We start from the raw sequence: 13,441 nt of genomic DNA on the forward strand, positions 1-13,441 counted from the left end.
ATGGCACGCAGGAACCGCGGTTCAAGATTGACGGCGCCCGAGGCGAGGATCGCGTTCACGCCGGGAATGAAAAAGCGGCTCACGCGGCGCGCGCTCGCGATGATCGAGCGATCGCTGGCGCTGTTTCCCGAGCTGCGGCATCATCCGGTCACCATCGGCTACACGCTCACGCACCTCGGCAGCGCTTCGGTCACCTGTCGCGCCGGCGGGACTGCGCGCCTGGCGATCCGGCTCAAGGTAAACTGCCTTTCCTACCAGACCATCGGACACGAGCTCACGCACCTCGTCCAGGGCTTGGCGCGCGGCGGCCGCCATTCCCGCGCCGCGCCGATCGGGAAAATCCCCGGCGGCGAAAAACAATGCGACATCTGGACGCTGGCTCGCAGCCGGCTCTTCTGCGACGACCCGCCGACCTACCTCAGGCTGCCGCGCGTCGTTCGACAGCGCTGGCACCAGTACGCCGGCCGGGTCCGCCGCCTGTGCATCCGGGCGATCGCCCAACGGCCTGCGCGGCGGTGCTACATCCGATGGCTGGAAACCGAGATTCGAAAGCTGGCGCGCGTCGTTCCGCCCGGCGGTCCGGGAGCGGAGCAACTGGCGCTGCCCTTCGGGCGGGCGGCGCGGAACGGCAGGCAGGTTGAGATCGGCGCCCCGGGCGTGACCTAGGCGCGGAGCAACGCTTCGACTTCAGCGAGCTCGCCATCGCCGAGCTTCCAGTCCACGGCGGCGACGTTGCGGATCACTTGCTCGGCCCTCGTCGCGCCGGTGATCACCGAACAGACCTGCGGCTGGGCCAGCAGCCACGCCTGGGCCAGCTCGTGGACGCGCCGACCGCGCTGTTCCGCCCACGCCGCGAGCCGGGCGACCCGTTTGAAGTTGTCTTCGGTCATCCGCTCGCGGACGTAGCGGTTGCTCTCCCCGCGCGAGCCCGGCGGCGGAGGCTTCCCCTGCTCGTACTTGCCGGTCAGGAAACCTCCCGCAAGGGGATAGTAGGGAACGAAACCGACCCGTTGCGCCCGGCAATAGGGCAGCACCTCGCGCTCGACGTCCCGGCTGAGCAGATTGTATTCGGACTGTATCGCCACGAACGGGCTCCAGCCGCGAAGCAAGGCCACGGCGTTGGCATGCGCGAGCTGCCAGGAGGCGAACGCGGAGGCACCGACGTATCGCACCTTGCCCGCGCGGATCAGATCATCGAGGGCGCGCAGCGTCTCCTCGATTGGAGTGGTGCTATCCCATCGGTGAACGTAGTAGAGATCGACGTGATCGGTCTGCAGCCGTCGCAGGCTCGCGTCGATCGCCTGCATAATATGGTAGCGCGAGGCTCCCCAGGTGTTCGGCCCATCTTTTCGCGGAAAGGAAAACTTGGTGGCGATCACCACTCGGTTCCACGACCCCCTGAGCGCCTGACCGAGGGATTCCTCCGAGCGTCCCTCGGTATAGATGTCCGCGGTGTCGAAGAAGTTGATCCCGGAGTCGAGAGCGGCTCCGACGATCCGCTCGACCTCCGCCTGGGGCACGTCCCCGGCACCGAGCCGGTTGCATCCCAATCCGATGGCGGAAACCCTCACTCCGGAACTGCCGAGCTGCCGGTACTCCAATCTGAGCTCCTTTCTCTCTTGCCGCGGGCGACCGTGCTTTCGGTCAGGGAAATCGCTAGCGCTCTTCGGGGGGCGGAGACGGCTCACCCGGACGTGATTCGCCGCAGCGCCAGCACTCGGAAAACTGTCCCTCGATCTCCTCCCCACAGCCCTCGCAGCGCCAGGGCTTTTTGACCGGATTCAGCGGCGCCAGCGTCTTCCTCAAAACGGACTCTGCTTCGAGCCGCCGCCGGTCGTCCACAACCCAGAGCTCCGGCCAGCACTCCGTCGGCGGCAGCTCGCCGGCGGCGCCGCAGAGGTCGAGCTTCCGCGTCGCGCATCGGATGCCGAACGTCTCCAGCACGTTGTTCAGGTGCGCGACCATCAGAGGATCCTTGGAAGTGTAAACCAGTTTCATACCCGCCGGGGCCGGTCGCTAGCCGCGACGCAGCACGCTTTCCTTGAGCTCGAGTCTTTCGCCGAGCCAGAGCGCGTGCTCAAGATGATCGCGATAGCTGTCGCCGGTGGACGGGTGCACTAGCACGCTCAAGCCCTCTCGATTCAGCATCAGCCACGGCACGATCTTGCCAAACGCCTCGGGCGTGAAGACGACCTGATACATCGGCGCCAGATGCGGACCGACCGGCTCGTCGTGCCAGCGCCCGAGCTGTACGTCGAACTCCGAGGCCAGCCCCCGCCGCACTCGCGCCGCGGCATCGCGCGTCTCGGCGGTGTAGTAGACGTGAGCGTGATAGCCTTTGATTGCCCCCGGACTGCGCGCCATGGCGGCTCCTCGCGATCCTGGGGTTCTCTTAGCAGATGTCGGGAACGAAAGCCAAGCAGCGTCCGAGGAGCACGCGGGTAGCCCTCGGGCGGGCCGAGGCGCGAGAGCGCCTTCAGGACCTGGCGGCTTCGAGCGAGATTTCCTCGGGGAAAAGGTACTCTTCCCCGGCGCTGCCGAAATTCACGAGGATCAATTTTCGTCCGAGGTTTTCGACCGCTCTTACAAAAGTGCCCTCGCGCGGCAAAAGAACCCCGGTTTTTTGCGATCGGATCGGCTTGATGGTTTTCAGGCGATCACCTGGCTTCATGGCTGTCTCCGTCGGGGGCGTCCCGCCTGTTGTGCCGTTGTCTCGTCCGTGTCGTCTGGGTAGCCGCACAACCTGCAATGAATCATGCCTCCTCTCTTGTGTTTAGACGTTTCGAGGGTTCGAAGGCTCTCGACCGCTTTTCGTCACTCCTGCTCGTAACCGTTGAAGCAAGACGCGGGCCAAATGCGATCAGGCTCGCAAAGAACCCGTGATGAGCGGGGACAGCGACGGTTTTTACTGTAAATGCAACGGTCTAACAGGCGGGCCCGGGACGATGTACGGGCGCTCTTGCAAGCGTCTTACCCGGCGGTTGTCGGGGGTGTGACGGCAGCAACACGAACGGCCACTGACGGCTTTTGAACAGGCCAGTGGCGCAAGACAAGGTCGCCGACAAACAACAGCAGGGCCGCACCGCAGAGCGGCCACCAGGTTTCCTGCTCGCGTGCTCCCTTCGCGCGGCCCGGTGTATAAAGCGCCCGTATCCCCTCCTCCAGCCTTTCACGCTCGACGATCTTCCCGCCGGTTTGCTCGGCCAGCCTTCCGAGCAGCGCCCGGTTGGGACCCAGCTCGCGGTATTCTTGCGGATAGGGAGAAACATAAGGGACCGTCTTCAGCACCGTCGAAGACCCCCCCGGCTCCATCTCCGTATAAATGGTCAGGAGATTCACGCCGCGGACGGCGGTGGAGAAGCGGCCCTCGTAACGCCCGGGAGCCACTTGCAGGAGGGGTCGCTCCTCGGTCGCCTGCCCGGCCGTGAGCTTTCCCCTGAGTTCAAGGCCGTTCAAGAAATCGCCCTCGCTCGATACCACGTCCGCAATGACCCTGAGACCGTCCTCTTCGGGACGAAACTCCGCGCGCAGCCGCTCCGATGAAAGCCGACGCATGGCGTCCCGCGCGACCTGGCTTGCCCATTTGGGAAAGCTTTCCCACCGCACCCATTCTCTACCCCAGCGGCTGCTCAAGTCCGACGTAAAGGCGGTGACGCGTCCCAGCCCGTAGCGCCACGAGGCGAGGAGCGGGTCGGGGCCGGCTTTCATGAGCAACGCGGCTCCGGATTTCGGATACGTGAGCACGTAGCCATGAAGCGGGGGAAACTCGACGCCGCCGAATCCTCTCAGCGGCCCCGTGGCGGCGACCACGGCCGGCTGCGTCGGCTTCTCCACCAGCAGCTCCCGAGCGATGAGCAGCGTCTCGGTGGTGAAGATCTGCGGAATGCTTTCCGGATCGAGGGTAACGTAGCCTCGCCCCTTTCCGGTCCTCGCGATCTCCGCCATCAATTTGAAATCGGCGTCTCCGCCCACAGCGACGGTGGAAACCGTGATCCCGTCGCGTGCCATCGCGCCCACCAGCGAAGCAAAATCCATCTTGTCGGTCAGGCCGTCGGAGAGCACCAGCACGTGCTTGACTGCCGCCTTCCTGCCGGCGATCGCCCGGTGCGCCTCCACCAGCGCCTTGTAGAGATCGGTGCCGCCGTCGGAACTGAGTGAGGCGAGTTTCTCCGAGATCCATTCGCCCTTGCCCACGGGTCGAAAGGGAAGCACCCAGTCCCAGGCCGCGTCGAAGCCGAGAATGCCCACCTGATCGGTCGGATTCATGATGTCTGCCGCCGCCAGAGCGGCTGCTTTCGCCAGGTCGAGCTTCGTACCCCCTTCGGGTCCGCTTCCCATGCTGCCCGATTTGTCGATCACGAAGAGCAACGCCACCTGCGGCAGGTCGAGGCGCGCCGGCGGCCGCATGTCCAGCGGCAGCAGCTTCTCGAACGGAGTCTTGTAATATCCCCCCGCGCCGTAGCTCTGCGCCCCGCCGACCACCCACAACCCGCCGCCGAGGTCGCGGACATACCGCTCGATCGCTTCCATCTCCCGTTGCGCCAGCGCGTAGGCCGCGACGTTGTCGAGGACCACCAAATCGAACGAGGCGATCCCGACAAGATCCAGAGCGCGGGAGCCGGGCGACGCTTCGGAAACCGCGTATCCCTGGGTCCGAAGCGCGCGCGCGAGCAGACGCTGTTCTTCTCCGCCCGAGGCGATGTACAGAACCCGCGGGGGTCCCCGCACTTCCACGACTCCCTGAAGGATGTTGTTCTCCGGAAGCGTGTCGTCGGAGGATTCCACCAGCACCTCGAAGTGATGGCCTCCCTGCGCTTGCAAGCTGGCGCGAAAGGTCACCCAATTGGTACCACCCCGAAGCACGAGCTGCCGTTCGCCCGCGACGACCCCGTCGCGGAGCAGCCGCACCCGGGCCGCGGCCGGGGCGCGACTTTCGACGGCGGCGCGAATCTCGAACGTCTCGGCGCTGTCGACTTCCCGCGGCAGCTGCAGGTCGCTCAGGTAGATCTCGTTGCCGGCACGGGAAAGACCGACCGGGAGCGGCCAGACTTCGACTCCCTGGGCGCGGAGCAACGGGACGATCGCCGAACTCCGCCCGCGGTTCTCGTTGCCGTCGGTGACGAGCAGCACTCTTTTCTGCCGCCCCTCGCCGAATCGCGCGAGCGCCGCCTGCAGCGCGGCCTGCAGGTTGCTGGCCTCTCGATCGAGCGGCGGCAGGACGTCGGCCGGCTGAAAGTCCGGCTGCGGGGGGAACTCCCACACCGGCTCGGCGGCAAAGAAAAGGAGCCCCGTGCGCAGCTCGGGGCTTCGATGGCGGCTGGCCGCCTCGAGCGTTTCCCGCGCGCTCTCCAGCCCTTCGCGCCCGACGCTGCGCGAGACGTCCACGCCGACGACCACGTCGAGCAGCGTCGCGGGCGTCACGATTTTGGGATCGAAGAAAGCGAGCGCCAGCGCGGCGAATGCCGCCGAACGCGCCGCCGCCGGAGCCCAGGAAAGCCCCGCGCGCCAGGCCAGCGCCGTCTCAACGGCGAGCACCACCACGACGAACGCGAGCAGATAAGGCCACAGGGGGCGGCCGCTTTCGGTGCCTGGCGCTTCTGCGGAGCCCGAACGGGAAGCACCCGGCGGCGCCCGGAGTCTGGGCTCGATGTCGGACTCGGCCTCGTCGAAGAGGTTCACGCCGAAGCTTCCGGACCGGCTGCTGCTTCGAAACGTGTAGAATCCGGCTTCCAGCGTTTCGCTGAACGCCGCCCTCTGTCCGGTCACCGCGAGGTTTTCCTTGCGCCCCGACGGAACGGTGATCTCCACCGTTTCATCCGCGCTCCCGAGGCTGAGCTCATAGGGGTGCCCCGAGCGCGTGGCTCGGCTCGGGAACTCGGCACGGCCCGGACGCAGCCAGTCGATGGCGTTGTGCAGCAGGAGCGGGAATGCGACTCGAAAAGGCAGATCCGAATCGAGCAGATTGAACCCGATCCACAGCGCTCGAACCATGTCGCCTTCGAAAGCCCAGAGCAGCGGACCTTCCGCCGTCTGGGCCAGGGCTTTTCCCCGGCCGCCCGTGTCGATCGCGCGGGTCGCCTGCCGGACGAAGAGGTCTCCGAGCCGCAGCCCTTCGGTCACCCGGTGGCGGGTGACCGACAGAACGCGCGGGTGTAGCATCTTCCCCCGCGGCTGTAGCGGCAGGTTCGGGGCGACGGTGTCGATCAAGATGAAGTTTCCGCGGTCGAGCGGAGGAACAGGGACTCGATCGAAGACCACCACGTCGGGCGGCGCCGCATCGGCCGACGTCGAGTCCGGCGGCCAGCTCTCCACGCTCGCGACCTGAACTTCCGGGAAGAAGCCGAGCAACCGGCTGAGGAACGGATTGCCCGGCCCCACGTACAGAAGACGAACGGGAGCCGCGGGCGCGAGCGCCAGGTAAGCGCGGTTGTCGGTTGCAAAGTCGTCCTTGACGTCGAGACGGGCCTCCAGCAGGCCCTCGAACGGCCCCGCATAAGGAAAGACCCGCACGCGCCGACCCCCGGCCTCCAGCTCCATTTCGTCCCGGGCGACTGTTTTGGTCCCGAGAGTTATCACAACCGGCACCACGGCCTTTGCGGCGGTGAAGTTTTTCACGTGCACCATGATCTCGGCGAGGGAAGGCTGCCCCGAACGGCGCCTCACCTCGAATCCGGTGATGCCGATGTTGTCCTTCCCTCCCGACACCTGGATCAGTCGCAGATGAGGCGCCTGCCACGAAAACCTATCGGCCCCGGCGAAGGCGCCGTCGCTGATGACCACCACCCGGTCGGCGCTCCCCTGCTTCAAAAAGGCGTGCGCGAAGAGAACCGCTTCTCGAACCCGGCCGGGGGCATCGGTCGGCGAAATTCGCCGGGCGGTTTCCCTGAGCCGCCGGGCATCGGAGGTCAGCGGCGCCAGCACCCGCGGTTCGGGACCGGCGCCGATCAGCATCATGCGCTGCCCCGGTGCGAGACGGTCGATCAGGGAGAGGAGCTCCCGCCGGGCGGCGTCGAAGCGCGACCCGGAAGCGGCGCCGGCTTTCATGCTGGCGCCGAGATCGATCACGACCACGACGTCGCCCGGCGGGGCTCCGAAATAGAGCAGCGCCGGATCGGCGAGAGCGGCGATGAGCGCGGTCGCCGCGAGCAGCTGAAGTGCGAGCAGGAGGTTCTTGCGCACCAGCCGGCCGAGTCGGCTGCCGAGCGGCCGCTGCTGCAGCACCCGTTCCCAGATAAAGAAAGCCGTCGTTCGATAGACTGCGCCCCGCCGTCTCAGGCTGTGCAGGAAAACAATCAGCGGGACAACGCCGAGAAGAAGCAACCAGGCGTAGGGGGCTCCCCAGAGCATGGCGTTAGGTGACGCTGCGCGTCCGGCGCAACATCTGCAGGACGAACTCGTCGAAAGCCACGTGCGTCGTCGTTCTCACGTAGTCGATCTTCCAGCCGGCGCAAACCGCCTCGATCTCGGCCAGATACCGTGCCAGCTCCTGCTCGAAAAGCCGCACCAGCTCGGCGTCGATAAAGGTCCGGCGTTCCCGGGGCTGCTCGACATCGAGGAGCGTCACCTCCCCGGCCGCCATCGGATGGAGCTCGTCGGGGTCGAGGATATGAACCACGAGGAGCTGATGCCCCCGGCGGCAGAGCTCCTCGAGGCCGGCGCGACACCCCGCGGGATCCATGAGATCGCTCACCACGACCACGAGACCGGGCTGGGCGAAGAGGGCGCCGAAGGATTTCACGGCATCGAGAAAGTCGGTCCGCCCGTCGCAGGAGAGCCGCGCGAGAAAGTCGAACAGGCCGAGAATCTGTCGGCGTCCTCTTCCCATGCTCAACTTCGCCTGCAGGCGGGACGAGAAAGACGCCCCTCCCACCCGGTCGAGGTTCTTGAGCGCTATGTAGCCGAGTGCGGCGGCGACGTGCCGGGCGTAGTCGATTTTCGCCGGACGCCCTTCGGCCATCGACAGGCTGGTGTCCACGAGCAGGTAAACGTTCATCTCCTGCTCGGCGGTGAAGACCTTCAGCAAAAGCCGTTCGAGTCGGCGATAGACGTTCCAGTCTACGTATCGGAGGTCGTCGCCCCGCTGATAGCGGCGGTAGTCGGAAAACTCCAGGCTATGCCCCTTGCGGACGGCCGCATGCTCGCCCTTGAGCCCGCCCCAGTTCAGCCGCTTCGCCACCAGATGCAACCGTTCGAGCTTCTTCAAGAGCTCGGCGTCGAAAAACAATCCCGGGGCGCCGGCGGTATCAGCCGTCGCCGAGAGGCCGGCTCCTCTGTTCTCCATCGTTTCGCGCCTCGATCAGGGGATCTCCGCGACCCGCTCCATCAGATCGGCCAGGATGTGCTCCGCGCTCACCCCTTCGGCGTCCGCCTCGAGGTTGAGAATCAGCCGGTGCCGCATGCTCGGCGCCACCATGGCGCGAATGTCGTCGAACGAGACGTTGGGCCGGCCGGCCAGCAGAGCGCGCGCCTTGGCCGCCAGGATGAGGCTCTGCAGGCCGCGCGGGCTCGAGCCGTAACGCACGAACCTGGCCGCGAGGCCCGCGCTTCCGTCCGCTCCCTCCTTGCCCGGGTGCGTGGCCAGCAGCAAACGCACGGCGTAGTCCTTGACCGCTTCGGCCAGCGGCACCTCGCGTACCCACTGGCGCATGCGCAACAACGTCCCGCCGTCGAGAACCTCCGCCAGGGGCGCGGGCGGCGCGGCGGTGGTCAGGTCGGCGATGCGACCGAGCTCTTCGCGGCTCGGATACTCCAGCAGCAGCTTGAAGAAGAAACGGTCCACCTGGGCTTCCGGCAGCGGGTACGTACCCTCCATCTCGATGGGGTTTTGCGTCGCCAGCACCATGAAGGGCGCCTCGAGGCGGTGAACCCTGCCGCCGACGGTGACGCTTTGCTCCTGCATCGCCTCGAGCAGGGCGGATTGAGTCTTGGGCGTCGCGCGGTTGATCTCGTCGGCGAGAACAATGTTGGCGAAGACCGGCCCCCGCTGGAACTCGAAGATCTTTCTCCCCGATGGATCGTCGGTGAGCACATTGGTTCCGGTGATGTCCGCGGGCATGAGATCGGGCGTGAACTGGATCCGGGAGAAGGTCAGGTTCAGAACCTCGCCGAAGCTTCGCACCATGAGCGTCTTGCCGAGCCCCGGCACTCCTTCGAGCAGGCAATGGCCGCCGCAAATCAGCGCGATGAAGATCTGTTCGATCAACTCCTCGTGGCCGACGATCACGCGGCTCATCTCCGCTCGGACGCGCGCGAAGTTCTCGCGCGCCTCGGCGATTCTCTCCTGGAATTCCCCAACTCCCTCCATGGGAGCCTCCTTGTCCTCTCCGGCGCCGCAGTCGAGACCCGCCGTTACCGGCTCCTCTCCCCGCTCAGGGAAAGAAAATAGTTCCGGATCGTCTCCTTCAGCGCTTCAGGCACCGGCTCGGTTTCGAGCTCGGCCTCCGCCTGCCTGCGGTACGAGGCGACGACCTCCTCCCGTGACACGGCCGCTTTTCCCGGGCCCGATGGCGTCGCGGGAAACCACATTCCGGCGCTCTCCCCTTCACCCAAAATTCCGGTGAGCCGGCTTGCGCCCGCGGCCCCGAGCCGGGGCGGCGGCCCGGGAAGGTTCTCGCCCCGGCCCGGTTCGGTGCCCGGCTCGGGGCCGTGGGCCCTGTCACCGGAGCCGGAGAACCGGCCCTCCCGCCGTGAACCGGCCGTCTGGGTTTCTTCTCCGCGCGGCTCCTCGAGAAGTCGCTCGAGGAACCGCTCGGCGTCTATGAGGCTGCGGCGATCCAGCTCGGCCCGGAGCTCCTGCTCCAGTCTTTCAAAAAAGGATCTCAACCGCTCCCGGTCGAGGTCGGCGGACCCCGGAAAGCTCCGCTCGAGCTCACGCCGTAAATGGGGAAGGCCTTCGAGCCGCTCGAGCAGCCTGGCTGAATCCCGCCCTTTCTGCAGCTCGGGCGGGTGGCTTAGGTTGCGGGCGACCTCGAGCTCGCTCTTGAGGTCGGCGAGATGCTCGACGCTCTGAGCCGCCAGGAACTTCCGCTCCGCGCCGCCGCGTCGGCTCAGGGCCGCGATCTTTTCACCCGCTGCCGCGAGCTCATCGGCGAACTGCTCGTGGTCGAGACGCTTCTGGAGCGCTTTTCGGGCCAGACTCTCGAGCTCGCGGCCGGCGGCAAGGCTGTCGGGCAACCCTTCGCGCGCCGCCTTCTCCTGCAGCTCGCGGGCGAACGCCCCGAGCTTTTCCGCGCGGCTTCGCAAGCGCGGATCGTCGTCATGAGCCGCCCCCCACGGGCGCTCGCCGATCGACCACGCCAGAACGAGCCAAACCGCCGCGACCGGTGCCAGCGAGCGCAGCTTCCAATCCTTTTGCCGCGGAAGCACGGCGAGCGGGTCGGCCTTCTCCAGCTTCTCGCCCGCTTCGGCCAGCACGAGCCGCTCCGCCGGCCGGAGGCTTCCGCGCGCGAGGATCTCCCAGGCGGTGAGAGCCCGTTCCTCGAGATTCAACGCCAGGTCGAGCCGTCGCAGAGCGCGCAGCGAATCGCGCGTGCTCCAGCGGGCGCGAGCGACGAAAAAGGGCGCCGCCGCCAGAGCCAGGGCCGCCGGCGCCAGCCAGCGCTCGAAACCGAAGCTCCACAGGAAGCTCAGGGGCAGCAGCACCAACGCGCCGGCGAACGCGTAAAAGGCGACGGCGACCAACGCCGCTTCCCGGCGCTTGCGCCGCTCCCAGCGAAGGAGCCGATCCAGCTTCTCTCGCAGGGATGCGTCGACGGTCATACCTCGCCTTTCCGCTTCAAGGACCAGAGATAGGTGGCGAGACCGGCCCCGAAGAGGACCGCGTGAAAACCGAAATGAACCACTGCCCCGGGCCATTTCCAAGGGCCGACGGCCAGCGGCGCAAGCTCCTGCCGGCTGAGATAGGCGAGCACGAAGCCGACCGGATTGAGCGGCAGGTACAGAAGCGCCGAACCGACGAGCACCGCAAAGAGGAGCGAGCGCACGAAGACCTGCCTGGTTTCCGGCTTGCGCTCCCAACGGGCGAGCGCCGCCAATCCCCAAATCGCATAGGTGAACCCGTAAAACCAGAGCAGCAGGAGCGTGGTGAGGATCGCTCCCGGCCCGGTTCGCGCGATCGCCCCGGCCCAGATCAGCAGCGGCGCGCAAACGACGAGAGAAACGCTCACGTGCAAGGCGAGAAAGCTCAGCTGCGCCCGGCAAAAACTCGCCACGGGGATTTTCCCGTCGCGCATCCAGTGTTTCGCCGGTCGAAAACGCCAGGGGGCGAATTCCTGGTTCGCCACGCGCAGGCCGAAGTACGGCAGCAACAGCAACGCGGTCACCGAGCAGACCTTGAAAAGATTGGCCGAGCCCGACCACATCTGAGCGTCGAGCGACGGGATGTAGAGCGAGAGAAACTCCACCGGCGCGAGAACCGCGAGGATATAAAAGTACACGGGAAAGCCGTGACCTTCGAGAAAGAAGACTTCCACGCTCTCGCGGAAGACCGGATGGTTTTTCATTCGTCCTCTCCGCCGAGCGACACGACCTTGCGGAACAGCGCCTGCTCATAGGCGCGAATCCGGCCGTTCTCGGCCCACAACCTCCGGGGCGGCTCTTTCACCCAACCGAAGAAGAGCGCCGCCTGACCGCCGAGCGTGGCGGCGACCTCCCGCGGGAAAAACGAATTGTGGAACAGGAGCTCGCGGAGCGGATCCTTGAAAGGGAGATCGCGCAGCTGGTTTTCCGCAGGTCGGGGACTCTCCTCCGCGCCGGCCGGGCTCTCGCGCGAAAACGCCAGCTCTCTGGTCCACGCGGTCCCCGGTGCGATCTCTCCCAGGAAGTGTCTCTGGCCGGGAAGAATCAGCCAGCAGTCGGTCAGTGTTCTCGAACCGCGGTGGTCGAGGCGAAGCTTGATCCTGTCGCCGGCGCGCTCGACACCGACGTAAACGGGAAACCGCTCGACGAACCGAAACCTCAACAGGCGATAATCCCATTCGCGCAGCGGAAATACCACCCGGTGAAAGCGCGTCCCCGGGTAAGAGACCAGTGAAGGCTCGTCGTGCGGCCGACTCCGGGCGCTGACCGGGAGGAGGTCCAGCCAGCCCGGGTCGACCCGCAGGTCGAAGTCCCGAGGCTGTGTGGAGAAGATTCCGACGTTCGATTGGGCCTCCGCATAGCCCTCGGCGATTTCGTCGAGCAGCGTTGCCGAAACCATCACTCCGTCCGGGATGTTGCCGCCGCGACCGAAGAAAAGATAGCCGCCGACGGAAGACGCCGCCGAAAAAAGGAACAAACCGGCGAGCGCGCGACCGAAACTCAGCTTTCGCCGTTGCCAGATCCACGGCGCGGAAAAGACCACGCCGGTATATCCGAGAAGGGCTGCAAAAAGAGCCCCCGAAGGAATGTAGGTGGAGATCAGGGTCGGATTGAGGAACAACCTCAGGAAGACCGATTCGTCCCATACCGAGCGCGACCCCGCGACCCGCTCGGGAAGGGGCGCGAGCGCGCCCTTGAAAAGCTCCGTAAGGCCGTTCCAGCCCGCCAGCGGCGGCCGGCCGATATCGAGAGCGAGATAGACGATCTTCCCCTTGCCGCGATCCGCCTCGACGACAATCGGGCTGCCCTCCAGCTCCAGGATGGTCCTTCCCGCCACCGGCCTGGCTTCCTGGATCCAGAGCTCCTTGAGATCGGCGGCACCCGGCAGCTTGAGCGCGGCAGCGCCCGATAGCTTCTTCAGCCCGCTGACTTTTACGGGCAGGAACCGATTCATCGCAGGCCCTTGGTAGAGGGCCGCATGAACGCTGGCGAGAATCAGCAGGCGCCCTCCCGCAGCGATCCAGGTCTCCAGCGCGTGGATCTGCTCCGGGGAAAGATCTTGCAGCGATTGGTCGTACACGATCAGGGTGGAAACGCCGAGCAGCGCCCGGGCCTCGGCGGGCACCTCCGAAATCGAAACCGAAACGAGTCGGCCCGCGCCGAGGGCGGTCGGGGGAATCCACGGGATGCGGCTGCCTTCGCTCAACAGCAACGCCAGCGGCGTCGGAGAGAAATGGCGCCGGAGATCGATTTCGCGGCCGGCCCGGACCCTGGCGGATGAGAAAGTGATGGTAAGCGGCCGGCTGACGAAGTCGGGATCGACGGTCAGCCGCACGCTCTTGCGCGCCTGCGGAGCGAGGAAAACCTGCTGGCGGTAATGGAACGGGTACGGGTTGCCGCCCCTCGGAGCGCCGCCGCGCCACACGCGGACATCGAGGTTGCCCTGGACCTCGGGACCGGTGTTCGTGAGATCGATCTGAACGGGAAAGGGTTGCCCGAGCCGAAAGAGCCCGCCGAACCCGATCCGGGATTCCAGGAGCACGTCCGCGCCGCCGGGACGCGCGGAAAATCCGCCCTGCACAAGCACGGCAAAAAGCAGGTATGCCGCGCGGCCGAGGGCGGCGTTTCGGGCCGAAGAAGGCAT

At 66.3% G+C, this 13,441-nt stretch carries 11 protein-coding genes; 1 reads left to right on the plus strand and 10 read right to left on the minus strand.

From position 1 onward, the window contains the following. The gene (locus VNN77_07475; protein ID HXG51226.1) at window positions 1-666 is read left to right on the plus strand and encodes a hypothetical protein; all 666 of its coding nucleotides are present in this window, start codon (window positions 1-3) and stop codon (window positions 664-666) included. Here the strand turns inward: VNN77_07475 and VNN77_07480 are convergent. From VNN77_07480 to VNN77_07525, 10 genes are all read right to left on the minus strand, one after another. Continuing rightward, window positions 663-1,601: an aldo/keto reductase gene (locus VNN77_07480; protein HXG51227.1), complete on the minus strand. Its 939-nt coding sequence runs from the start codon at window positions 1,599-1,601 to the stop codon at window positions 663-665. The genes VNN77_07475 and VNN77_07480 overlap by 4 nt on opposite strands. 55 nt (window positions 1,602-1,656) lie before the next feature. Further along, on the minus strand, window positions 1,657-1,998 hold the full coding sequence (locus VNN77_07485; GenBank protein ID HXG51228.1) for a DUF2007 domain-containing protein: 342 nt from the start codon (window positions 1,996-1,998) through the stop codon (window positions 1,657-1,659). A gap of 18 nt (window positions 1,999-2,016) precedes the next feature. Continuing rightward, the gene (locus VNN77_07490; GenBank protein ID HXG51229.1) at window positions 2,017-2,364 is read right to left on the minus strand and encodes a DOPA 4,5-dioxygenase family protein; all 348 of its coding nucleotides are present in this window, start codon (window positions 2,362-2,364) and stop codon (window positions 2,017-2,019) included. A 112-nt stretch (window positions 2,365-2,476) separates the two neighbouring features. Beyond that, window positions 2,477-2,671 (minus strand): hypothetical protein, encoded by a 195-nt coding sequence (locus VNN77_07495; GenBank protein HXG51230.1) that lies wholly within the window; start codon window positions 2,669-2,671, stop codon window positions 2,477-2,479. Between the two features lie 299 nt (window positions 2,672-2,970). Next, window positions 2,971-7,347 (minus strand): VWA domain-containing protein, encoded by a 4,377-nt coding sequence (locus tag VNN77_07500; GenBank protein HXG51231.1) that lies wholly within the window; start codon window positions 7,345-7,347, stop codon window positions 2,971-2,973. Between the two features lie 4 nt (window positions 7,348-7,351). Then, the gene (locus VNN77_07505; GenBank protein ID HXG51232.1) at window positions 7,352-8,281 is read right to left on the minus strand and encodes a DUF58 domain-containing protein; all 930 of its coding nucleotides are present in this window, start codon (window positions 8,279-8,281) and stop codon (window positions 7,352-7,354) included. A gap of 15 nt (window positions 8,282-8,296) precedes the next feature. Further along, entirely contained in the window at window positions 8,297-9,304 is a 1,008-nt protein-coding gene (locus VNN77_07510; protein HXG51233.1) for an AAA family ATPase, read from the minus strand. 44 nt (window positions 9,305-9,348) lie between these two features. After that, window positions 9,349-10,758 carry a hypothetical protein gene (locus VNN77_07515; protein HXG51234.1) on the minus strand — a complete coding sequence of 470 codons (1,410 nt, stop codon included), beginning with the start codon at window positions 10,756-10,758 and terminating at the stop codon, window positions 9,349-9,351. Continuing rightward, window positions 10,755-11,501, minus strand: coding sequence for a hypothetical protein (locus VNN77_07520; GenBank protein ID HXG51235.1), 747 nt, complete (start codon window positions 11,499-11,501; stop codon window positions 10,755-10,757). Before VNN77_07520 ends, VNN77_07515 begins: the two co-directional genes overlap by 4 nt. Beyond that, window positions 11,498-13,441: a hypothetical protein gene (locus tag VNN77_07525; GenBank protein HXG51236.1), complete on the minus strand. Its 1,944-nt coding sequence runs from the start codon at window positions 13,439-13,441 to the stop codon at window positions 11,498-11,500. Before VNN77_07525 ends, VNN77_07520 begins: the two co-directional genes overlap by 4 nt.

It is taken from the genome of Candidatus Zixiibacteriota bacterium, assembly GCA_035574315.1.
Classification (GTDB): domain Bacteria; phylum Desulfobacterota; class Binatia; order UBA9968; family UBA9968; genus DATLYW01.